This is a genomic window from Cupriavidus sp. NPDC089707 (genome assembly GCF_044748965.1).
Classification (GTDB): Bacteria; Pseudomonadota; Gammaproteobacteria; order Burkholderiales; family Burkholderiaceae; genus Cupriavidus.
In genome coordinates, this window is the sequence record NZ_JBIVHB010000002.1 from 320,748 (window position 1) to 344,596 (window position 23,849).

The window sequence follows — 23,849 nt, forward strand, 5'->3', positions numbered from 1 at the left end:
CGCTGGCGGCTCAGCGCAGCGTGGCGCCGCTTGCCGTGCCGGTATCGTGCTCCATCATGTCGACCACGCGGCAATCCGGGCACATCTTCAGCCGTTCGGCAGCGGCGCCGGCAAACGCCGGGTGGCCGGCAAGCCGGACCAGCATCGATTCCACCATCTGCGCCGTGCCGAACGGCTTGGCGCAGCGCACGCAGTGGAACGGCTGGGCCTCGTTGAGCGTAACCGGGCGGCGTGCGGCTTCGCCTGCCAGCAGGCGCGGCACCAGCGTAATCGCATCTTCCGGGCAGGTCTTCTCGCACAGGCCGCACTGCACGCAGTTGCGTTCGATCAGGCTGAGCATGGGCCGTTCGGGGTTGTCGCGCAGGGCCTGTGACGGGCAGGCGCCGACGCACGCCATGCACAACGTGCACTTGCCGGTATCGACGGCAATCGCGCCGATCGGCGCGGCGGCCGGCAGCGGCACGATGTCGGCGGGCACCGGCGCGTGGCGCACCAGGTGATCGAGCACGAAGTCCAGCATCTCGCGCTTGGCCGCAACGGCGCCGAACGAGGCCGGCGGCAGCGCGTTGCGGCCCGGGCGCAACGCGGACAGGCCGGCATCCAGTGCCGCCGTATCGATCGCATCGGTCGCATCGACCAGCGACAGCACTTCGGCGTCATAACCCAGCCCCGCCAGCAATGCGCGGCCGACTTCCATCTGTTCGCGCAGCGCGGTGCGGTATTGCGGTGCCTCGTCGCCGGTCAGCAGCACCGCCACGCGGCTGGCGCCCCAGCACAGCGCGGCCAGCCACAGCTCCAGCCCGGCCGCGGCCGGGTGGAACAGCGACAGCGGCATCACATTGGCGGGCACGCCGGCGGCACGGCCCGCCCGCGCGGCGCGGCCCAGCGCCAGCAAGGCGGGCGTGCCATATTCCTCGCCGTGCAGCAGCACGATCGGGTCGCGCGCGCCGGCCTGCCGGTAGGCCGCCAGCAACGTGCGCAGCCGCGCGCCGGTCGTCTCCGGACCGGGATAGCCGTAGCTGATGGCGCCGCTCGGGCACACCGTGGTGCAGGCCCCGCAGCCCATGCACAGGTTGGGCGTGACCTCGATGTGGCCCTTGCCGTCATGCCAGCGCGACTGGATCGCCCGGGTCGAGCAAATGTCGATACAAGCCGTGCAGCCGGTGGTCTGGTTGCGGCCATGCGCGCACAGGCTGTCCTTGTAGCGGAAGAATTTCGGCTTCTCGAACTCGCCGACCAGGCCCGCCAGAGTCAGCGCCAGCGCATGCTGCCGGGCCGGGTCGGCGCCGGCGTGCAGGTAGCCTTGCGGCGGCTGGTGCATGGTGAAGGCGGGCTGGTCGCACAGGTCGAAGACCAGGTCGAAGCGGCCTTGCACGGTGCCCTGCGGCCGGTCGAAGTCGATGGCCGCGGCCGCGCCGCAGGCGCGCACGCAGTCGCGATGCGAGCGGCAACGCGACAGGTCGATTTGATAGCTGAAATCGATCGCATTTTCGGGGCAGGCGTCGATGCAGGCATTGCAGCGGGTGCACAGGTCCAGGTCAATCGGGTTGCTGCGTCCCGCGCCGGTTTCCCAGCTGGCCTCGAAGGCCCCAAGCCAGCCGGCAAGCGCGGCCAGCCGTCCACTATGGACCGGATAGGTACGCCCGAAAGGCTGAGCGGCAGCGCCCTCGCCCGGTGCGCTGCCCGTCAGCAGTACCGTGACCTCGAACTGCATCGCAGCAAGACGCTCGGCCCAGGGCAGCGCGCGCTGCGCGGGGCCCAGCACCAGCACCGTGCCGTCGGAGCGGTAGTCGACCACGGGCACCGGGTCCGGCTCGGGCAACGCGGCCACCGCCAGCAGCGCGGCGATCTTGGCATTGGCGGTCCGCGGATCGCGCCGCGCGCCCTGCGACCAGCCGCCAGTCTCGCGGATATTGACGAAGCGGACCGGCGCGGTCACCACCGGCCGGCCATCCTGGCCTTGCGCGGTCTGCGCGGCGACTTCGGTAAACAGCGCGCGCTCCTGCGTGCAGGCCACGATGACATCGTCGGTGCCGTCCAGCGCAGCGGTGAAGGCGCCAATTTCGCGCCGGCACAGCAGATGGTGGACCTTAAGCGGACCGTGTTGCGGGCCTTGTTGCGAACCTTGTTGCGGGCCCTGGCAGGCTTCCGACAGCGCCGCCCCGTCAAGCGGCATGGTGTCGTTGCAATTGCAGATCAGCGTCGGCATGGCGAATGCGGCTGACCGGTCCGGACGTCCTTCTTGCGAGGATCTGCGGCCCGGCGGATTGTGGGATGCCTATTGTAGGCTGCGCTGCCCGGTCGGGCTATGCGCACTTATCCAGATGTTGCGGGTCTTGCGGGCCCTGTTTTGCGCTTTGACTGGCCACCGGCGGCGGCGTTTCGGAAGATGCGGGTATGTCCGTAGCACCGGCCGGGTCGCTGGCCAAGGCAGGCGCCGCCGGCGGTACATCGTCCGCTGGGTTGTCCAGTTGAGCGTCTGCTATTGCATCCGCTGGTGCGTCCGGCCGTGCGGCGGCTGCCTCGGCTGCCGCGCGCTCCTCGTCGGTCGGCTCGAACAGCCCCAGCGACTCGGCCTGGCGCAGCTGGCGCAGGATCTCGGGCGGGATCGGGTCGGGCTTGCTGTAGTCGTCGATGTAGGTATCGAGGCCGTCCATCACATTGAAGTGCGGATCGGCAAACAGCGTCTTGAGCGCGGCGCGCTTGACCGATTCATCGACGCCGCGCGCCACGAAGCGGGCGATGTTGTCGCCGGGGCGCAGCGCCGCCACGTCCGCCAGGGTCGGCGGCGGGACTTCCGGCTCGGCCTCCGACACCGCGCCCACGGCCTTCGGTGGCACGGGCAACGGTGGCGCCTCGGCAGGCTGCGGCGGCTCCGCCGGCACGGCCACGCCCTCCCGCACCGCGGCCTTGCGGCGCGACCAGCGTGACAGGAAGGACGAATCGCTCATCGGCGTGTTCGAACAGTGGGGTCAGTAGCGCGCGCGGTCCTGCGGCGCCTTGAAGGATTCGGGCCGGCGCCGCTGCTTGGGCTCGGGCCGGTAATGCTCGCTGACGTAGGCCTGCAGCCAGTCGCGCTGCTCCGGCGCCAGCGGCACGTTCTCGACGATCTCGCCGGCGTCGAGCCAGCGGCCGGCTTCGTTGTACGACAGCGTGACCGTCATCGGCACCGGGTGGGCGTCTTCACCGGTGCCGCCGCCGTCCTCGTCCTCGGGCATGCGCCACAGCACGAACCAGCATGGCGTGGTCGAGGTCAGGTTCAGATAGTAGCCCTCGCCCTGGTCGCGGAACAGCTCGACCTCGAAACCCGGATACAGCCAGCGCGCGCCGTGTTCATCGTGTTCCAGGCAGACCGGGTGCGTGCCGAACTCGCCCAGGTCCGGCAGTACCGCGTCGAGTTGCCACTTCCATGGCTGCCAGCGGCTGGTCAGCGCAACCTTGCGCATCACCACCGCCATGGTGACGGCGGGACGGGCGCCGGGTGGCGGCGACTGCGGCACGGGTGCGGTTTCGGCTTCCATGGCTCTCTGGCGCGGCAAGCCGCGCGCTCAGGTGTTCTGCACGACGATGCTCGGGAACTTGCTGGTCATGTCGCGCGCCTTGTCGGCGACCTTGATCGCCACCTTGCGCGCGATGCCGCGGTACAGCTCGGCCACCGGACTGTCAGGCTCGGCCACCACGGTGGGGCGGCCCGAATCGGCCTGCTCGCGGATCTGCAGGTTTAGCGGCAGGCTGCCCAGCAGCTCCACGCCATAGTCGGCGCACATCCTCTCGCCGCCGCCCTGGCCGAAGATATGCTCGACGTGGCCGCAGTTCGGGCAGCAGTACACCGCCATGTTCTCGACGATGCCGAGGATGGGGATGCCCACCTTCTCGAACATCTTCAGGCCCTTCTTGGCATCGAGCAGCGCGATGTCCTGCGGCGTGGTCACGATCACGGCGCCGGTAACCGGCACTTTCTGCGACAGCGTCAGCTGGATATCGCCGGTGCCCGGCGGCATGTCGACAATCAGGTAGTCCAGGTCGTGCCAGTTGGTCTGGCGCAGCAACTGCTCCAGCGCCGAGGTGACCATCGGGCCGCGCCAGACCATCGGGTTGTCCTGCTCGATCAGGAAACCGATCGAGTTGGCCTGCACGCCGTGGCCCTCCAGCGGCTCCATGGTCTGGCCGTCGGCGGATTCGGGGCGGCCGTCGATGCCAAGCATCATCGGCAAGCTGGGGCCGTAGATATCGGCATCGAGCATGCCCACGCGCGCGCCCTCGGCGGCCAGCGCCAGCGCCAGGTTGACGGCGGTGGTGGACTTGCCTACTCCCCCCTTGCCCGAGGCGACGGCAATCACGTTCTTCACGCCCGGCAGCAGCTTGACGCCCCGCTGCACCGCGTGGGCGACGATCTTCATGGTCACGGCCACGCTGACATTGGTCACGCCCGGCACTTGCCGCACCGCAGCAACCACCAGCTTGCGGATCGGGTCCAGCTGGCTCTTGGCGGGATAGCCGAGTTCGACTTCCAGAGAAACCTCGCCGCCGTCGACCCGGATGTTCCGGGCCGAGCGCGTGGACACCAGGTCCTTGCCCGTGTTGGGGTCGATGACGGTGCGCAGGGCTTCGGTGACCTGCTCAGTGCTGACGCTCAAGACAAACTCCGCTTGGTTTTCTCAATGTGGGGATGGCCCGGAGGGCCGGCGCCGGATGAACCGGCACTTAATGTATCAAAGTATGAAGCTCCGGCCATGGGTTGCCGGTAACGCGCAGGGCAAGGCCCTGTCCGAGGTGTGGGATTACACACATTTACAAATCTCACAACCTTGCACTTGTGCGCGCGCCGCCATATCCATATTGTAGTGCGGTTGGGCGGACAGGCACCCGGCATTGGCCACCGCGCCGGCCGCGCCGCCGCCAACGCGTACAAAGGATTATCTGCGGTATCGCCATGGGGTTACCATCTGCATGCGGTACCAGGAACATTTACGGGAACATCAGAAGGAGAAAACATGAAGATCAAGCTCGTCACTGTCTCGCTCGCCGCCGCCACCCTGCTGGCAGCGGGTTGCGCCACTGAACAGCAGACCCATACGGCGGTCGGTACCGGCGTGGGTGCCGCAGTGGGCGCCGGGCTTGGCAACCTGATCGGCGGCAATACCACCGGCACGCTGGTCGGCGCGGCCGTGGGCGGTGCCGTCGGCGGTGCGACCGGCTACAACTGGAATGCCATCCGCGGCAAGCTGAACAAGGACACCGCCGGAACCGGCACGCAGATCAGCGAGCAGCCGGACGGCTCGCTGAAGGTGAATATCCCCAGCCAGGTGACCTTCGATACCGACAGCGCCAGCATCAAGCCGTCGTTCCGCTCCGTGCTCGACCAGGTCGCCCAGACGCTGGGCCAGCACCAGGAAGTCAGTGCCAATGTCGTGGGCCATACCGACAGCACCGGCAATCCCAACTACAACATGCAGCTTTCGCAGCGCCGTGCCCAGAGCGTGGCGAGCTACCTGGGTGACCGCGGCGTCTCCCGGAACCGCCTGACGGCCGAGGGCCGGGGCCAGTCCCAGCCCGTGGCAGACAACGCAACCGATGCTGGCCGACAACAAAATCGCCGCGTCGAAATTTTTTTGAAACCAATTCAAGGGTGACCTAGTCATAGAAACAGGTACCGCTTGCCACCGTTGCTGGCTCGCGATGGGTGGCTGACCTCCCGGGCGGTGCCTGATTTCTCCTCCTTTTCCGTTGTGGAAAGCTGCGCCGGCACTGACCGGCGCTTTTTTTTGGCTGCTTGAAGCGGATCGCCTCGCCCATTTCAGGAAATTCCGCCATGCGGAACCGGCGCATCTGCGGCACTACATTGCTAAAATAGCCCCTCCCCGGCACGCGCCCGCCCCGCGCGCAGCGCCGTCGCCACTGATATTCCCCGCTCCTGACCGGCTCTTTGTCTATGACCGCACGTCGCATCCTCGTCACATCCGCCCTGCCTTATGCCAATGGCCAGATCCATATCGGCCACTTGGTGGAATACATCCAGACCGATATCTGGGTGCGTTTCCAGCGCATGATGGGCAACGAGGTCTACTACGTCGGCGCCGACGACACGCACGGCACCCCGGTGATGCTGCGCGCCGAGAAGGAAGGCATCACCCCGAAACAGCTGATCGACCGCGTCTGGACCGAGCACAAGCGCGATTTCGACAGTTTCCTGGTGTCGTTCGACAACTACCACAGCACCGACGCGGAAGAAAACCGCGAGCTGTGCGAGAAGATCTACCTCGCCCTGAAGGCCGAGGACCTGATCGCCGAGCGCGATGTCGAGCAGTTCTTCGACCCCGTCAAGAACATGTTCCTGCCGGACCGCTTCATCAAGGGAGAATGCCCGAAGTGTGGCGCCAAGGACCAGTACGGCGACTCGTGTGAGGTCTGCGGCACGACTTACGTGCCAACCGACCTGAAAAATCCGTACTCGGTGGTGTCGGGCGCCACGCCGGTGCGCAAGTCGTCGACGCACTTCTTCTTCAAGCTGTCCGATCCGCGCTGCGAGACCTTCCTGCGCGAATGGGTGGCCGACCTGGCGCAGCCCGAGGCTGCCAACAAGATGCAGGAATGGCTGGGCGGCGAGGGCGAGGCCTCGACGCTGTCCGACTGGGACATCTCGCGCGACGCGCCCTACTTCGGCTTCGAGATCCCCGGCGCGCCCGGCAAGTATTTCTATGTGTGGCTGGACGCCCCGATCGGCTACTACGCCAGCTTCAGGAACCTGGCGCAGCAGCGCGGCATCGACTTCGATGCCTGGGTGGGCCCGCACTCGACCGCCGAGCAATACCACTTCATCGGCAAGGACATCCTCTACTTCCACACCCTGTTCTGGCCGGCGATGCTGCGCTTCTCGGGCTACCGTACCCCGACCAACGTCTTCGCGCACGGCTTCCTGACCGTGGACGGCGCCAAGATGAGCAAGTCGCGCGGCACCTTCATCACCGCGCAGAGCTACATCGACACCGGCATGAACCCGGAATGGCTGCGTTACTACTTCGCCGCCAAGCTCAATGCGAGCATGGAAGACCTGGACCTGAACCTGGACGACTTCATCGCCCGGGTCAACAGCGACCTGATCGGCAAGTACGTCAATATCGCCAGCCGCGCGGCGGGCTTCCTGGTCAAGCGCTTCGAAGGCAAGGTCGACGAGGCTGCGCTGGCGCACCCGCTGCTGGAGCAACTGCGCCAGGCCGCGCCGCAGATCGCGCAGCTGTATGAAGCGCGCGAGTACAGCAAGGCGCTGCGTCAGGTGATGGAACTGACTGACGCGGTCAATGCCTTCGTCGACACCGAGAAGCCGTGGGAACTGGCCAAGGACGAGAGCAAGCGCGCCGCGCTGCACGCCGCCTGCTCGGTGTCGCTGGAAGCCTTCCGCCTGCTGACGGTGTACCTGAAGCCGGTGGTGCCGAACGTGGCCGCCGGAGTGGAGCGTTTCCTGAACGTCGAGCCGCTCGACTGGCGCGCGATCGACAAGCAGCTGTCCGCAGCCAACCCGGTACAGGCCTACCAGCACCTGATGACGCGCGTCGATGCCAAGCAGGTCGACGCGCTGCTGGCCGCCAACCGTGAATCGCTGCAGGCCACGGCGGCGCCCGCCGCCGCTGCACCGTCGATCGAGCCGGTGGCCGAGACCATCACCATCGACGATTTCGCCAAGGTGGATCTGCGCGTGGCCAAAATTGTGGAATGCCAGAAGGTCGAAGGCTCGAACAAGCTGCTGCAGCTGACGCTGGACCTGGGCGAAGGCAAGACTCGCAATGTATTCTCGGGCATCCAGTCGGCCTACACGCCGGAGCAACTGGTCGGCAAGCTGACCGTGGTGGTGGCCAACCTGGCGCCGCGCAAGATGAAATTCGGCATGTCCGAGGGCATGGTGCTGGCGGCATCCGCGGCTGACGAGAAGGCCGCGCCGGGCCTGTACATCCTGGAGCCGCACAGCGGCGCCGTGCCGGGCATGCGCATCCGCTAAACGCAGGACCTGCGCGCCGCGCTCCCGCTCACGGGAGCGCGGCATCGTTTCACCCCCTCCAGTCGCCGCCAACCGGCAGCGGCAAAAATCCCCCTCGCAGTCCTCCCTCGCAGCCACCCCCGTCACGCTTCCATGCGCGCGGCCCGGTCATGCACGCGCGGCATGTCATACATGGTTCCGGCGCATCGCGCTTGAAGCACTTGAGCCCGCCGCGTAGATTTTGCTGCGCAGAATCACAAACCAACAGACAGAAGCGCGCCGCGCAAACACTGGCTGCGTGAAGCCGCTTCGCACGGAAGGGGACACCTGTGAAGAAGCTCCTGATCGCCAACCGCGGCGAGATCGCGTTGCGCGTGCAGCGCGCCGCCCGCGACCTTGGCATCGCCACCGTGGCCGTCTATGCAACCGACGACCACGCCAGCCGGCACCGGCTGCTGGCCGACGAAGCCGTCGCGCTGCCAGGCCAGGGCGCCGCATCCTATCTCGACATTCCCGCCATCATCGCCGCCGCGCGCGACACCGGCTGCGACACCATCCACCCCGGCTATGGCTTCCTCAGCGAACGCGCTGACTTCGCCAGCGCGTGCGCCGCGGCCGAGATCGTCTTCGTCGGGCCGCAGCCCGAGCAGCTCGCGCTGTTCGGCGACAAGGGCCGCGCACTGGCGCTGGCCGCGCGCTGCGGCGTGCCGGTGATGCCGGCCACCGCGGGTGGCGCCAGCCTGGAAGCGGTCACCGCCTTCTTCGACGAACAGGACGGCGCGGGGATCGTGCTCAAGGCCGTGGGCGGCGGTGGCGGGCGCGGCATGCGCGTGGTGCGCGAGCGCGAGGCGCTGCCCGAAGCCTATGCGCGCTGCCGCTCCGAGGCGCGCTCGGCGTTCGGCATCGATGCAATCTACGCCGAGCGGCTGGTCGCGCGCGCGCGCCATATCGAAGTGCAGATCGCCGGCGACGGCCACAGCGTGATCGCGCTGGGCGAACGCGACTGCACGCTGCAGCGCCGCTTCCAGAAGGTGGTCGAGATCGCGCCCAGTCCTGCGCTGGACCCTGCGCTGCGCCGGCGCATCGTCGAAGCCGCTTGCACGCTGGCGCGCGAGGCGCGTTACCGCAGCCTGGGCACGTTCGAGTTCCTGGTCGAGGAACCCGAGGATGGCACGCGCCGCGACGGCGCCGCGCTTTCCTTCGTCTTTATCGAAGCCAACCCGCGCCTGCAGGTCGAACACACCGTCACCGAACAGGTGACCGGCGTCGACCTGGTCGCCGTGCAACTGGGGCTGGCACAAGGCCGCAGCCTGGCCGAGGTCGGCCTCGATCCGCAGCAGCCGCCGCGCGTGCGCGGCTATGCCATCCAGGTGCGGGTCAATGCCGAGTCCACCGATGCGCAAGGGCTGGCGCGGCCGGCGCAGGGGCGGCTGGAGCGCTTCGATCCGCCTTGCGGCCCGGACGTGCGCGTCGACACGCACGGCTATACCGGCTACGCGCCCTCGCCGCACTATGACACGCTGCTGGCCAAGCTGATCGTCACCTCGGCCAGCGACCGGTTCGGCGACGCGGTGCGGCGGCTGCAGCGCGCGCTGGCGGAATTCAATATCGGCGGCATCGATACCAACCTGGACCTGCTGCGCGCACTGGCGGAACGCGAAGACTTTGCCAGCCAGCGGCTGCACACCCGCTATATGGAAGCGGCGCTGCCGGCGTTGCTGGAGCGCGCGGCGCAGATTGCGGCACAGGACGCGGCCCGCCAGGCGCTGTCGGTCGGCACCCCCGCCGCCGTGGCAGCCGCGGCCAGCTTCGACGAGCAACTGGGCGAAGGCCTGTGCGCGGTGCGCGCACCGATGACCGGGCGCGTGATCGAGCTGGCGGCCGAGAACGACCTGGTCAAGGCCGGCCAGACCGTCGCCGTGCTCGACGCGATGAAAATGGAGCACGCCATCGTGGCCGAACGCGCCGGCCGCGTGATCGACTTGCGCACCGATGCCGGCGCGCAGGTGGCCGAAGGCCAGGTCATGCTGGTGCTGGAACCTGCCGATGCCGGTGCCCATGCCGAAGGCGAGGCCGAACGCACCGACCCGTCAGCGGTCCGGTCCGATTTGCAGCGCGTGCTCGACCGCCATGCCTTCCTCTACGACGCCGCCCGCCCCGATGCCGTGGCGCGGCGCCGCGCACGCGGGCAGCGCACCGCGCGCGAGAACATCGACGACCTGTGCGATCCCGGCAGCTTCCGCGAATACGGCGGCCTGGCGGTGGCGGCACAGGCCAGCCGCCGCAGCGAAGCCGACCTGATCGCCAACACCCCCGCCGACGGCCTCATCACCGGCACCGGCGCCATCAACGGCAGCCTGTTCGCGCCCGAGCGCGCGCGCTGCGCGGTGCTGGCCTATGACGCCACCGTGCTGGCCGGGACGCAGGGCAAACGCAACCATACGAAGACCGACCGCATCCTGGAGGTCGCACTGCAGAACCGCCTGCCGACTGTGATCTTTGCCGAAGGCGGCGGCGGACGTCCGGGCGATGTCGATTTTCCGACCGTGGCTGGCCTGTACCAGCCCTCGTTCGCCGCGTTCGCGCAGCTGAGCGGCGAGGTGCCGGTGGTCGGCATCGCTTCCGGGCGCTGCTTTGCCGGCAATGCCGCGCTGCTGGGCTGCTGCGATCTGATCATCGCCACGCGCAACGCCAACATCGGCATGGCCGGCCCCGCCATGATCGAAGGCGGCGGCCTGGGCGTGTACCGGCCCGAGGACATCGGCCCGGCCGCGGTGCAGTACCACAACGGCGTGGCCGACCTGCTGGTCGACGACGAGGCCGCCGCGGTGGCGGCCGCCCGGCACTACCTGTCGATGTTCCAGGGCCGCCTTGCCGAATGGAAGGCGCCCGATCCGCTGGCGCTGCGCCATGTGGTGCCGGAGAACCGCCTGCGCGTGTACGACACGCGCGCCGCCATCGCCGGCGTGGCCGATGCCGGCAGTGTGCTGGAACTGCGCGCGGGCTTCGGCACCGGCATCCATACCGCGCTGGCGCGCATCGAAGGCCGGCCGGTCGGCATCCTCGCCAACAACCCGCGCCACCTCGGCGGCGCCATCGATGCCGACGCGGCGGACAAGGCCGCGCGCTTCATGCAGCTGTGCAACGCGCATGGGCTGCCCATCGTCTCGCTGATCGACACGCCGGGCTTCATGGTCGGCCCCGAGGTCGAGGCGCGCGCGCAGGTGCGGCACGTATCGCGCATGTTTGTCGTCGGCGCCAAGCTGCGTGTGCCGTTCCTCGCCGTGGTGCTGCGCAAGGGCTATGGACTGGGCGCAATGGCGATGGCCGCGGGCGGCTTCCGCGCGCCGTCGTTCACGGTGTCGTGGCCGACCGGCGAATTCGGCGGCATGGGGCTGGAAGGCGCGGTGCGGCTGGGCTTCCGCAAGGAGCTCGAAGCGCTGCCGGCGGGCCCGCAGCGCGATGCGCTGTACCAGCAACTGGTGGCGCAGATGTACGAGCGCGGCCACGCCATCAATGCCGCGGCGGCGCTGGAGATCGATGCGGTGATCGATCCCGCCGCCACGCGCCAGTGGCTGGTCAGCGGCCTGGACGCCGGCGCGGCGAATCCGGACCGGCCGGTGCGGAGCTACGTCGACGCCTGGTAGCGGGGCCTGGAAGCGGGACCTAAAAGCGGGGCCCGGTAGCGGGCAGCAGTCCGCGCGGCACGGACAGTCAGAACAAGAGCGAGAGGAGACAGCAGGAATGAACGAGCAAGCGTTCTTCGAAGACCTGGAAGCCCGGCATCGCAAGATCTGGCCCGCCGGCCTGCCCACCGCCCCGGCCTACCCGCACGGCGAAGCGCCGCTGGGCGACTACCTGCGCGCGTGGGCGCGCACGCGGCCCGAGCATGCCGCGCTGGCATGGTACGGCACCACCGTGACTTATGCCGAGCTCGACGACCTGTCCGAGCGCTGCGCCGCGCTGCTCAAGGCCGACGGCATCGGCGCGGGCGACCGGGTCGCGGTGATGATGGGCAACTGCCCGCAGTTCCACGTGGTCTTCTACGGGATCCTGAAGCTGGGCGCGGTCTACGTGCCGGTCAACCCGCTGTTCAAGGAACACGAACTGGTCTACGAGCTGAACGATGCCGGTGCCACCACCATCGTCGTGCAGGACCAGTTGGCGCCGCTGCTGATGTCGGTGCGCGCGCAGACGCGGTTGCGCACCATCTACACCACCAGTGCGGGTGCAATGCTGCCGGACCAGCCCACGCTGCCGCTGCCGGCCGGCCTGGATGCGCCGCCGGTAGTAGTAGAAGGCGCCACCGACCTGCTGCAGGCACTGCGCCAGACCGAGCCAGCCAGCGGCCTGGCGCCGATCGACATGGACGCGCTCGCTGCCCTCAACTACACCGGCGGCACCACCGGCCTGCCCAAGGGCTGCATGCACACGCAGCGCGACATGGTCTACACCGCCGCGGCTTCGTACGCGCTCTCCGGGAGCGCCGACGCCCAGCGCCTCGCCGAAGGCTCGGACGAGATCATGCTGAACTTCCTGCCTATGTTCTGGATCGCCGGCGAGAACCTGGGGCTGATCAGTCCGATCTTCAGCGGCGCCACGCTCGTGCTGCTGGCGCGCTGGGATCCGGTGGCGGTGATGGCCGCCATCGAGCGCTACCGTGTCAACCGCACCTTCCTGGTGGTCGACAACGCTGTCGAGCTAATGAACCACCCGGAGTGCGGACGCTACGACCTGCGTTCGCTCCGGCACGCGCGCGCCGCGTCGTTTATCCGCAAGATCACCCCCGACATCCGCCAGCGGTGGCAGGCGCTGACCGGCAGCATCATCGCCGAAGGCGCGTGGGGCATGACCGAGACCCACACCAGCGACACCTTCACCACCGGCATGCAGGCCGACGACATGGACCTGCGCGGCCGCCCCGTCTTCGTCGGCCTGCCGGTGCCGGGCACGCGCATCAAGATCTGCGACTTCGACACCGGCGCCGTGCTCCCGGTGGGCGCCGAGGGCGAGATCGTGGTGAGCACGCCGTCGCTGTTCAAGGGCTACTGGGGCCGCCCCGACGTCGACGCCGAAGTCTTCCGCGACGGCTGGTTCCGCACCGGCGATATCGGCGCGTATGACGAGGCGGGCTATCTGCACTTCCTCGGGCGCCGCAAGGAAATGCTGAAGGTGCGCGGCATGAGCGTGTTCCCGTCCGAACTGGAAGTGCTGCTGTCGCGGCACCCGGCAGTGCTGGGCTCGGCTGTCGTGGGGCGCGACGATGCCGACAAGGGGCAGATTCCCGTGGCCTTTATCCGCCTGCGTCCCGAGCACGCGGGCGGCACCACCGCCGACGCGCTGCACGCGTGGTGCCGCGAGCAGATGGCGGTCTACAAGGTGCCCGAGATCCGCATCCTGCCCGAGCTGCCGCTGACCGCCACCGGCAAGGTGCGCAAGGTCGAACTGCAGGCATTGCTGGACGCGGAAGCCGGCCGCTGAACGACTTCGTCCGCATACCCAACACGCCGCGACCGACGGCGACCCAGGAGGAGCACACCATGCAACCGAAGTTGACCGGCGCCGCACAGCGACGCCTGCTTGCCGGCATGCTGGCCGCCGCCAGCCTGCCGCTGGCGCATGCAGCCAATGCAGCAAATACCACCCCCGCCACCGGCAATCTCACCGTGGCGTTCGGCGCGGAATCGACCACGCTCGATCCGGTCAAGATTTCCGCCGGTGTCGACCACTATTTTGTCGGGCAGATCTTCGAGATGCTGGTGCGCCGCAATGCCGCGCTGAAGGACGAGAACTGGCTGGCGGAAAGCTGGAAACTGGAGACCGCCAAGGACGGCAAGCCGGTTCTCGAGGTGCGGCTGCGCAAGGGCGTGCGCTTTCACAACGGCGATCCGCTGACCGCCGAGGACTTCGAGTTTTCCTGGCAACGCCAGCGTGATCCCAAGGGCAGCTTTTTCTCGCACTATGTGTCGTCGATCGAACGCTTCGAGATCGTCGACCCGCACCACTTCAAGCTGCATTTCAAGGAACCCGACGCGCAGTTCATCGTCGGCAACATGCAGCTGTGGGCAATGCCCAAGAAGTACATCCAGAAGGTGGGCGAGGAAGAATTCGCGCGCAAGCCCATCGGCACCGGCCCGTGGAAGTTCGTGTCGCGCACGGTCAAGGACGAGCTGAAGCTGGAAGCCTTCGATGGCTACTGGAACAAGGAAAAGCGTCCTGGCATCAAGGACCTGACCATCAAGGTAATCCCGGAAGACCTGACCCGCGTGGCGGCATTCAAGACCGGCAAGGTCGACTTCATCGACAACGTGCCGCCCGCGATGGTCGAGGAGTTCAAGAAGATGCCGGGCGTGAAGACCGTCACGCTGGTGAGCGGCAACAACCTCTTCCTAAATTTCAACACGCAGATGCCGAAGTCGCCGTTCAACGACGTGCGCGTGCGGCAGGCGGCAGCGCATGCGATCGACGTCGATGCCATCATCAAGCGCGTGCTGTTCGGCCAGGGCGAGCGCTATGCGCAGGTGGGCAAGGAGTCTAACGGCTACGATCCCGCGCTCAAGCCCTACCCGTTCGACCAGAAACGCGCGCGCGAACTGCTGAAGCAGGCGGGCTATCCCAACGGCTTCGACACGCCCTGCTACAACCTCACCACGCCGCGCGAGCCGGGCGTGAAGGAAGTCGGCGAAGCCATGTATGCCTACCTGAGCTCGGTCGGCATCCGCTGCCAGGTGCGCAACCTGGAATACGGCGCGTGGATCAGCCTCGGCAAGCGCGGCCGCACTGGCCCGCCGGAGATGGATGGCGTGCTGAGCTGGATGTGGTCGCAGGGCCTGCCCGGCGATCCGGGCCTGGCGTGGTCCGGCCACCTGCACAGCTACCAGGGCGGCGGTGGCTGGGGCACGTACTCCTATACCAACGACCCCGAAGTCGACGCGCTGCTTGAAAAGCAGCGCCAGACCATGGACCCTGCGGCGCGCACCGACCTGCTCAAGCAGATCGCCAGACTGAAACAAGAGCGCGTGCTGGGCGGCCTGCCGACCTACCGCCCGCTGGTCACCTTTGCCTGGCGCGACAACAAGATCGACTATGTCCCGTGGCCGATCCGCGACTACTGGCGCTCGTTCCAGGAAGTGAGCTGGAAACAGCGCTGATCCTTCGGCGCTGATCTTTCGCGCTGATTCTTCGCGCGCACCCGCCACCGCGCCTGCGACGCAGCAGGCGCGGCCCGCTGCTGACGCTGCCCCACGGAGCCTGTCATGCCTATCGCGAAACGCCTGCTGCACGGACTGATCAGCATCCTGGGCGCGAGCGTGATCATCTTCCTGATCTCGCGCCTGTCCGGCGATCCGCTCGCGCTGCTGCTGCCAGCCGATGCCCCGCCCGATGTCATCGCGCAGACGCGCCAGCACCTGGGCCTGGACAAGCCGCTGGTGGCTCAGTACCTGGTATTCCTGAGCCACGCCGTCACCGGCGACTTCGGCAACTCCTACCGCTGGCAGGAGCCGGCACTCGGCCTGATCCTGGAGCGCTTGCCGGCTACGGTGGAACTGGCGCTGGCCGCGCTGGGCTTCTCGATCGCGATGGCGGTGCCGTTCGGCGTGCTGTCCGCGGTGTACCGGGGCTCATGGTTCGACCGCTTCGCCAAGGTCTTCGCCATGCTGGGCCAGGCCATGCCTAACTTCTGGGTCGGGCTGCTGCTGATCCTGTTCTTCGCGGTGCAACTGAACTGGCTGCCGGCGTTCGGGCGCGACTCATGGAACAGCCTGGTGCTGCCAGCGATCGCGCTGGGTTGGTATCCGGTGGCGGCGCAGACGCGCGTGGTGCGCTCGGCCATGCTCGACGTGCTCGACAGCGACTACATCCGCATGGGCCGCGCCATGGGCCTGCCGGAAGGCGTGCTGGTATGGAAGTACGCGCTGCGCAACGCGGCGATTCCGCTGGTGACGATCCTGGGCGTGTATTTCGCGGCAATGCTGGGCGGCGCCTTCGTGGTCGAGGTCATCTTCGCCTGGCCCGGCGTCGGCCGCACCGTGGTCGAAGCGGTATTCGCGCGCGATTTCCCCGTGGTGCAGGCAGGCGTGATGCTCACCTCCGTGCTGTTCGTGCTGTCCAACCTGCTGGTCGACCTGAGCTATGGCCTGATCGACCCGAGGATCCGCCATGCCTGAGATCGCCATCCCTCCCTCGACCGCAGCGGCGTCGCCGGCCCGCAAGCGCCGTCGGCGCGAACTCGGCAACCTGCCGTGGTTCGCGCTCGCCGTATTTCCGCTGCTGCTGGTTTGCGCCATCGGCGGCGACGCGCTGCTGCCGCACGATCCCAACGGCCTCGACCTCGGCCTCGCCTTCCAGCCGCCGGCATGGCTGGAAGGCGGCAGCTGGGCCTATCCGCTCGGCACTGACAACATGGGACGCGACCTGCTCAGCCGCATCATGGCCGGCACCCGCATCTCGCTGGTGGTGGCGCTATACGCCATCCTGATCTCTGGAGGCATCGGCACCGCCGCCGGCATGCTGGCCGGCTACTTCGGCGGACGGCTCGATGCGCTGATCATGCGGCTGGTCGATATCCAGATGTCGATCCCGGCGCTGGCGCTGGCCCTGGTGCTGGCCGCAGTGCTGGGCCCGGGCTTCGAGACCGTGGTGCTGGTCATCGTGATCACCTACTGGACGTGGTACGCGCGCATCGTGCGCGGCGAGGTGATGTCGCTCAAGCAGCGCGACTACGTGGCCTTGGCGCGCGTGGCCGGCTGCGGCACCCTCACCATCTTTCGCCGCCACCTGCTGCCCAACCTGTTCAATACGCTGCTGGTGCTGGCCACGCTGCAGGTCGGCCAGGTGATCATCTTCGAGGCTTCGCTGAGCTTCCTCGGCCTGGGTATCCAGCAACCTGACGTGTCATGGGGCCTGATGCTGGCCGACGCGCGCAACTACATCACCAATGCATGGTGGGCCATCACCATGCCGGGGCTGGCCATCATGGCGACCTGCCTGGCGTCCAACCTGCTGGGCGACTGGCTGCGCGACCACTTCGACCCGAAAAGGAGGCAGCTTTGAACGGCACCAGCCAGGACATGGGGCAGCAAAGCACTGCCACCTCCGCGCCGCGCGTGCGCAGCACCGGTGCGCCGATGCTGTCGGTACAGGGCCTGACCACGCATCTCGACCTGCGCCGCGGCCTGGTGCGCGCGGTGGACGGCGTGGACCTGCACGTGCACGAGGGCGAGACGCTGGGCGTGGTAGGCGAGTCCGGCTCGGGCAAATCGATGACGATTTTGTCGATCCTGCGCCTGCTGCCGCGCGGCGCGCAGCTGGGCGGCAAGGTCTTGCTGGACGGCACCGACCTGCTGCAATTGCCCGAGAAGGCCATGAGCCGCGAGTATCGCGGCCGCAAGATCGCGATGATCTCGCAGGACCCACTGACCTCGCTGAACCCGGTCTTCACCGTGGGTGACCAGGTCGGCGCGCCGCTGCACTACCACGGCCGCGCGGACAGCCGCGAGGCGCGCCGGCGCCAGGTGGTGCAGGTGCTGGAAAGCGTGCGCATCCCCTCGCCGCAGGCGCGCCTCGACGACTACCCGCACCAGTTCAGCGGCGGCATGCGCCAGCGCGTGGTGACCGGCATGGCGATCGCCAGCGCACCGCGGCTGCTGGTGGCCGACGAGCCGACCTCCGCGCTGGACGTGACCATCCAGGTGCAGATCATGGCGCTGTTCCGCAAGATCCAGGCACAGACCGGCGTCGGCATCATCCTGATCACGCATGACCTGGGCGTGGCCGCCAGCATCTGCCATCGCGTGGCGGTGATGTACGCGGGGCGCATCGTCGAGACCGGCGACGTGCGTACGCTGTACAGGCGGCCCGCGCATCCCTATACGCAGGCGCTGCTCAAGTCCATTCCGCATTTCGGCGAAAGGCGCGAGCGGCTATATGCGATCCCCGGCAGCCCGCCCAGCCTGATCGACCCGCCGCATGGCTGCCGCTTTGCGGCGCGCTGCCCGCACCGCAAGCCGCTGTGCGACGACGCCTATCCGCCCGAGATCGAGCTGGAATCCGGCCACCAGGTCAGTTGCTGGCTGGCTTCGGCCGGTTAAGCCATACGCCCTCCAGGAGGCACCATGCTGCTCGAAGTCCACGACCTGAAGAAGCATTTCCCCGTGCGCGGCGGCGGCACGGTGCGCGCCGTCGACGGCGTCAGCTTCGCCGTCGATGCGGGCCAGACCTACGCGCTGGTGGGCGAGTCCGGCTGCGGCAAGACCACCATCGCCAGGCAGTTGCTGCTGCTCGAGCGGCCCAGCGCCGGCACCATCCGTTTCGACGGGCAAGACGTGCTCTCGCTTGGCCGCAAGGGCGTGCTGGCCTACCGGCGCCAGGTGCAGGCGGTGTTCCAGGACCCGTCCTCGTCGCTCAATCCGCGGCTGAAAGTCGGCATGCTGCTGGCAGAACCGCTGCTCGCGCACGGGATGGGTGGCGACCGCGCCGCGTTGCGCCGGCGCCTGCCGGAGTTGCTGGAGATCGTCGGCCTGCCTCCCGGCGCGCTCGACCTGTATCCGCACGAATTCAGCGGCGGGCAGCGCCAGCGCATTGCGGTGGCGCGCGCGCTGGCGCTGCAGCCGCGGCTGATCGTGCTGGACGAGCCGACTTCGGCGCTGGATGTGTCGATCCGCGCGCAGATCGTCAACCTGCTGGCGGACATCCAGCGCAGCTTCGGCATTGCCTATGTGATGATCGCGCACGACCTGGCGCTGGTGGAGCATTTCAGCTCGGCAGTCGGCGTGATGTACCTCGGCAGCATGGCCGAGAGCGGGCCGAGCCCGGCGGTATTTGGCGCGCCGCGCCATCCATACACGCAGGCGCTGCTCGGGTCAGCGCCGCGGCCGGACCCGGACCACCAGCCGGCCGAGGGGCTGATCCTGGGCGAGATCGGTTCGGCACTGAACCCGCCGCCTGGCTGCAAGTTCCATCCGCGCTGCCCGCGCGCGGTCCCGGCATGCGGCAAAGACCTGCCGCGCCTGCGCCAGCTGGCGCCGCATGGCGATGGCAAGCCGGTGCATGTGGCGGCCTGCCACCTGCTGGTGTGATCGCCACGGTTCGGTAGCCGCAACCGTAACGGGCGACGGCTCAGGGCCGCCGCGCCGGCCTCAGCCGCCCTGCATCCTCGACGGATCGTCGCTGCGCGAAGTCGTCGTCACCGTGCCGTCGCTGTTGAAATGCACGTTGAAGAAGGCCTTGTCGGTCGAAGTCTCCATCCAGCGGTAGCCCCACACTTCTTCCTTCTTCAGCGCGAAGGCCTCGACCTTGGTCGGCTTGCCCAGCAGGCGCCGGATATCGTCCTTGCTCATGCCGGCGCGCACGCGCGCGAAGTTCTCCGGGGTCAGCACCTGCTCGATGCGCGCGACCTTGCCGTCGGCGCCGATGGCGACCATCCACGTGGTGGTGCCCTCGGGCCCGCGCGGGTATTCCAGCCGGCGGCCGCCGTCGGCCTCTTCCCAGACGATCTCGGGCTTGCCGGCCTGGCGCCGCAGTTCTTCCTCGGTGGACTGCCCGGGCACGATGCCCTTGAACAGCTCGCTGTCGGGCTTGATCGCGTTCCACGTATTGCGCGCGGTCTCGCCCGCCTTCTTCATCGCTTCATCGACCTTCTGCTGGTCGCAGCCGAACAGCGCAAGCACAGAGGCAATCAGTCCCATGGCGGCAAGGCGTCGCGGCGACGCATAGTTGGCGGGGCATACTTCAGCGGCGCACGGGCTCGGCAATGACTGACGAGGCGGCCTGCGCGGCGCTTTCGGGGTCGAGTGTCTGACCGTCATCCTGGCTCCTTCTGGTGCCGCTGCGGTTCGAGGCGCCCGAGAACAGGATCGCCCAGCTATCGAAGCGGCGGTTGAACAAGACCGACAATCCGTTGATGGAGCCGCCCTTGGCAATCAGCGACCAGCGCCGCGAGAACTGCCACGTCAGTTTCACCACGTTGGAGGCGGAGGTCAAACTCTGTTCGTAGCCCACCGAGATCTGGTCGGTGATGGCCTTGCCCATGCTGACCACCTGCTGGTCGTTCAGGCCCGCGGTGCTGGGCCCGATCGAGAATTCGTCGATGCCGAAATGCGAGACGATGCCCTTGCCCGCCTTGCCGCCGATCAGGCCGAGCGCGGCGCCGCCCAGCGCGGCACCGCCCAGCTGGCGCTGCTGGCCCGCGGCGGCGCTTTCGGCGCCGTAGCCGAACATCAGCCACGACAGCTTGTCTTCGTCGGGAACGTTGGGCTCCGACACCAGCCGCACGCGCGGCAGCCGCACCGTGCCGGTCACCTCGACGCCCGCCTCCACCTCCTGGTTGCGGCGCATGGCGCGAATGTTCATGTTCGGGTTGTCGATCGGCCCGTTGAAATTGATGATGCCGCGCTCGATGTCCAGCTTGCGGCCGAACGCCTCGTAGGTGCCATCCGTCACGCGCACCGTGCCGATTGCCTTCAGCGGCACCAGCGGCTCACTCTTGACGCCCATCTGGCCCGCCAGCATCAGGTCGGCGCCCGCGCCCCGGAAGCGGAAGTTGTTGCCCAGGTCGACGGTCAGGTCAATCACCGGGCTGAACTTGCTCGCCGGCTTGGTCTCGGGCACCACCGGCGTCGCGGCGGTCTTGACCGCGCGCTGGTCCTTGCGGCGGATCACCACCACGTCGTCGCCCAGCACCGGCGCGCCGGCCTTGGGCAGGTCGAACAGGCCGCGGTCAACGCGGAACTTGCCGCGGATCACGATCTGCTTGTTCTCGTTGGCGATGCTGGCGTCGCCCGACACCACCAGCGTGCGTTCCGGGCTGGCGAACAGCTGCAGCTTGTCGGCGACGATCTTGCCGGTCAGGTTGGGATCGGCCTCGCCCAGCTTGACGTTGCCGGTGGCGGTAATCTTGCCGTCGCCGCCGTGGAACTCGACGTGCTTCAGTTCCACCGTGTTCTGGTCCAGCGCCACGCGCACGGTGCCGTCGGTCAGGCGCAGGCCCATGTCGTACAGCGTGACGGCGAGGTTGTCGCCATCGATGGTGCCGGCCAGCAGCGGCGCGCCAACCGTGCCGCCCAGCCGCAGCGCGGCGGCCAGGCGCCCTTCGAAGGCGTATTGCGGCCCGGTCAGCGCCTCCAGCGACTTCAGGCGCGGCACGTCGACCGTGACCGTACCGGCCAGCGTCGACGCCGGCCCCACTGTCTGCAGGCCCTGCTCCTGCACCAGCCCCGCCGAGGCATCCACCGCCACCTTGCCGATGCGCCCCGACACCATGCCGCCGCGCAGCGCGATGCGGTTGCCGCCTGCTTCCGCGCGCAGGCTGGTCTCGCCCAGGCCCATCGTGGTGAAGCCGCGGCCGGCATTGACCGACAGGTCGCCACTGCGCCGGCGCACTTCGGCAAACCCGCTCGCGGTCTCGGCCAGCGCCAGGTTCCAGCGGCCGTCGATGACCAGGTCGGAGCGCACCGGCGGTTTCTCGCCGGTGATGGTTTCCATCAGTTCGAGCACGTGGCCGACTTGCAGGCCATTCAGCGTGCCCTGGCTGCGGATGCGGCCATGGTCCCAGTCGAAGCTGTCGATGGCGAGCGTGGCATTGTCCAGCAGCAGCCGCGTGGCACCCAGGCGCACGCGCTGGTCGGCAACCAGGAGCTGCGCCGGCGCGGCCAGCCGCAGGTTGACGGTGCTGCGTTCTTCCAGTGTGCGGATGGTGCCGTTCCAGCCATCCTTGCCCTTCCATGCGCCCTGCCCCGCCAGCGCCAGCTGCAGCGGCCGGCGGTTCAGAGTGCCGGCCGCCTTGACGTCGAAGACGTGGCTGGCCTGGGTGCCGTTGAGGGTGGCGTCGAGTGTGCTGAGGCTGGCTTGCGGTCCACGGTAGTCGCGCGCGGCCAGTTGCACCGACAGCGGACCGTCCAGCCCGCCACGCACTTCGGCGCGGCCGCTGGCGCTGGCCACCTTGTGCGGCCCGACCTCCAGCGCCTGCGCGTTGTAGTCTGCCACCACCTCGGGCTTCTTCAGCGTGCCGGTAATGGCGGCATCGAGCTTGAGCTTGCCGGCCACGCCGAACTTGAGCCGCTCCAGCTGCGGCGCGTCGACCGCCAGCTTGAGCTGGTCGCCGCGCGCGCCGAAGCTGCCGCGCAGGTTGGCCTGGTTGCCGGCCATGTTGAGCGCGGCTTCGCTCGGCAGCAGCCGCTCGCCGGCCAGCCGCACCTTGCCGCCGCCGGTCATCGGCAGGCCGGCGTATTCGCTCTCGTGCACGGCGAAATCCAGCGCCACGCCAAGCACCGGGGCAATCTCGCCGCTGGCGCTGAAGTCAGCGTTGATGCGACCCGCGGCCACCTTGGCCAGCCGCGACGGGTCGAACGACGCCAGCTTGCCCTTGAAGCTGAAAGGCTGCTTGTCCTTCAGGCCGAGCTTGCCTTCCGCGCTCAGCACGCCGGGGCCGACGGTCGCGCGCAGCGTGCCCAGCGTGACGGTGTCGGCGTCCATGCTGGCATCGGCGAACAGCTTGAGCGCGGCGCCGGACAGGTCCAGCGCCACGCTCTGCCGGCCGGGCTCCATGCGCAGCACCACCGGGCCGGAGAGGCTGGCGGTGGTGAGCGAGCCGTGCAGCGCGGCCGGGTCGAGCCGGTGCACGTCCAGGTCGAAACCGCCGCGGCCATCGCGCAGCGTGCCGCCGCCGGTGATCTCGGCCTTGCCGGTCAGCGCCACGCGCAGGTCGCTGATGGCCTGCGCCATTTCGCTCAGTTCGACGTGGGCGCGCACCGAATGCACCGGCAGGCGCTCCTTGTCGAGCGGGCCGGCTTCGAGGTTGCGGATCTCGATGTCGCCAGCGACGGCAAGCGGCGCAGGCGGCGGCACCGCGGCAGGTGCGGATGCGGGGGGGACAGATGCAGCGGGTGCGGATGCGGGCGCCGCCGGTGTACCCGCCGCGCCATCCACCGGCCGCAGTTCGGCATGCACCGTCAGGTTGGCCTGCGGCGCGGTGGGGCTGAACAGCCGCGGGTTGATGCGCTCGCCATCGACCAGCAGGTGTGTGAACGGCACCTTGCCGAACGGCGTCAGGTCGGCGCCGGCGCGCGCATGAATGCGCTCGCCGCTGGCCTGCAGCTCGGCGCGCAAGGCTTCGAGCGTGCCCCTGGCGGTGGCGTTGACGGCAAAGGACTCCTTCTGCCAGCTCGCCTCCAGCAGCGCCTCGGCGCTGAGCGGGAATGGCGCGCGAGCGCCGATCTGGGCGTTGGCTGCAAGCTTGCCGTATGGCGTCTCCAGCTTGTCGACGCTGACGCGATGGTGCTGGCCGTCGCTGTGCAGCGCGCCGGACAGGTTGGCGAACACCATCGGCTCGGCGGTGGGCGAGGTGCCCTGCAGCAGCGCCAGCCGCTCCAACGCCAGCGCGTCGACGTCGATCGCCAGCGGCAGTTCCAGCGACTTCGGCATCTGCGCCGGCTCGGTGCTCGGCTCCGACGGGCCCAGCCGGACCTCGGCCTTGCCGATGCGCAGGTATTCGAAATGCAGCCGGCGCGGCTGCCAGGTCATGGCCCAGCTGCCATCGACGCGGTCCACGGCGACGCGGGTCTGGCCGCTGGCAAAGACCACGTCGCGCAGCCGCAAGCCATGCGCCACCGTGCCGCCTTCGATCCGACCACTGAGCATGCCCGCCGACAGCCGCGTGGCCAGCGTCCACAGGTGGCGCGTGCCGGCCTCGGTGCTCAGTGCCGCCACGCCCGCGCCGATCAGCGCGATCACCAGCACCAGCAGCACGCCAAGCAGCCAGGCGAGCGCGCGCCATACGCGCCGGCGCTTGCGCAGCGCGGGCGGGTTCGGCTCCGTGGGCGTGCCCTCGCCGGGCACATCTGGCAGGTCGTGGGCGCTCATGCCGGCATCCCATGCGCGA

At 68.6% G+C, this 23,849-nt stretch carries 15 protein-coding genes; 9 read left to right on the forward strand and 6 right to left on the reverse strand.

Annotation, left to right across the window (positions count from 1 at the left end; all coding sequences use genetic code 11):
• Window positions 1-10: 10 nt before the first annotated feature.
• The 4 genes from ACIP1U_RS04820 to apbC all read right to left on the reverse strand — a co-directional run bounded on the left by ACIP1U_RS04820 (window position 11) and on the right by apbC (window position 4,637).
• Window positions 11-2,209 carry a 4Fe-4S binding protein gene (locus tag ACIP1U_RS04820; RefSeq protein ID WP_400312354.1) on the reverse strand — a complete coding sequence of 733 codons (2,199 nt, stop codon included), beginning with the start codon at window positions 2,207-2,209 and terminating at the stop codon, window positions 11-13.
• A gap of 97 nt (window positions 2,210-2,306) precedes the next feature.
• Window positions 2,307-2,951, reverse strand: a complete 645-nt coding sequence (locus ACIP1U_RS04825; protein ID WP_400312356.1) for a DUF3306 domain-containing protein — start codon at window positions 2,949-2,951, stop codon at window positions 2,307-2,309.
• Window positions 2,952-2,972: 21 nt separating this feature from the next.
• Window positions 2,973-3,521, reverse strand: a complete 549-nt coding sequence (locus ACIP1U_RS04830; protein WP_400312358.1) for a DUF3305 domain-containing protein — start codon at window positions 3,519-3,521, stop codon at window positions 2,973-2,975.
• A 27-nt stretch (window positions 3,522-3,548) separates the two neighbouring features.
• Window positions 3,549-4,637, reverse strand: coding sequence for an iron-sulfur cluster carrier protein ApbC (gene apbC / locus ACIP1U_RS04835; RefSeq protein ID WP_400312360.1), 1,089 nt, complete (start codon window positions 4,635-4,637; stop codon window positions 3,549-3,551).
• Window positions 4,638-4,994: 357 nt separating this feature from the next.
• Between apbC and ACIP1U_RS04840 the strand changes: the two genes are divergently transcribed.
• From ACIP1U_RS04840 to ACIP1U_RS04880, 9 genes are all read left to right on the forward strand, one after another.
• Window positions 4,995-5,633, forward strand: coding sequence for an OmpA family protein (locus ACIP1U_RS04840; RefSeq protein WP_400312361.1), 639 nt, complete (start codon window positions 4,995-4,997; stop codon window positions 5,631-5,633).
• A gap of 299 nt (window positions 5,634-5,932) precedes the next feature.
• Window positions 5,933-7,993 (forward strand): methionine--tRNA ligase, encoded by a 2,061-nt coding sequence (metG, locus tag ACIP1U_RS04845; protein ID WP_400312363.1) that lies wholly within the window; start codon window positions 5,933-5,935, stop codon window positions 7,991-7,993.
• A 308-nt stretch (window positions 7,994-8,301) separates the two neighbouring features.
• Window positions 8,302-11,619 carry a carboxyl transferase domain-containing protein gene (locus ACIP1U_RS04850; RefSeq protein WP_400312365.1) on the forward strand — a complete coding sequence of 1,106 codons (3,318 nt, stop codon included), beginning with the start codon at window positions 8,302-8,304 and terminating at the stop codon, window positions 11,617-11,619.
• Window positions 11,620-11,716: 97 nt separating this feature from the next.
• Window positions 11,717-13,453 (forward strand): AMP-binding protein, encoded by a 1,737-nt coding sequence (locus ACIP1U_RS04855; RefSeq protein WP_400312367.1) that lies wholly within the window; start codon window positions 11,717-11,719, stop codon window positions 13,451-13,453.
• 59 nt (window positions 13,454-13,512) lie between these two features.
• Window positions 13,513-15,123 carry an ABC transporter substrate-binding protein gene (locus ACIP1U_RS04860; RefSeq protein WP_400312369.1) on the forward strand — a complete coding sequence of 537 codons (1,611 nt, stop codon included), beginning with the start codon at window positions 13,513-13,515 and terminating at the stop codon, window positions 15,121-15,123.
• Window positions 15,124-15,228: 105 nt separating this feature from the next.
• The gene (locus ACIP1U_RS04865; RefSeq protein WP_063240113.1) at window positions 15,229-16,140 is read left to right on the forward strand and encodes an ABC transporter permease; all 912 of its coding nucleotides are present in this window, start codon (window positions 15,229-15,231) and stop codon (window positions 16,138-16,140) included.
• Window positions 16,133-17,026, forward strand: coding sequence for an ABC transporter permease (locus ACIP1U_RS04870; RefSeq protein ID WP_400312370.1), 894 nt, complete (start codon window positions 16,133-16,135; stop codon window positions 17,024-17,026). The genes ACIP1U_RS04865 and ACIP1U_RS04870 overlap by 8 nt, the downstream gene beginning before the upstream one ends.
• A gap of 17 nt (window positions 17,027-17,043) precedes the next feature.
• A complete protein-coding gene (locus ACIP1U_RS04875) occupies window positions 17,044-18,063 on the forward strand; it encodes an ABC transporter ATP-binding protein (RefSeq protein WP_400312827.1) in 1,020 nt (339 codons plus the stop codon).
• A gap of 24 nt (window positions 18,064-18,087) precedes the next feature.
• Window positions 18,088-19,050, forward strand: a complete 963-nt coding sequence (locus tag ACIP1U_RS04880) for an ABC transporter ATP-binding protein (protein ID WP_400312372.1) — start codon at window positions 18,088-18,090, stop codon at window positions 19,048-19,050.
• Between the two features lie 60 nt (window positions 19,051-19,110).
• On the opposite strand, the gene bamE is transcribed toward ACIP1U_RS04880, so the two are convergent.
• The gene (bamE, locus tag ACIP1U_RS04885; protein ID WP_400312373.1) at window positions 19,111-19,659 is read right to left on the reverse strand and encodes an outer membrane protein assembly factor BamE; all 549 of its coding nucleotides are present in this window, start codon (window positions 19,657-19,659) and stop codon (window positions 19,111-19,113) included.
• Between the two features lie 43 nt (window positions 19,660-19,702).
• Window positions 19,703-23,830, reverse strand: coding sequence for a translocation/assembly module TamB domain-containing protein (locus ACIP1U_RS04890; RefSeq protein ID WP_400312374.1), 4,128 nt, complete (start codon window positions 23,828-23,830; stop codon window positions 19,703-19,705).
• Between the last annotated feature and the right edge of the window lie 19 nt (window positions 23,831-23,849).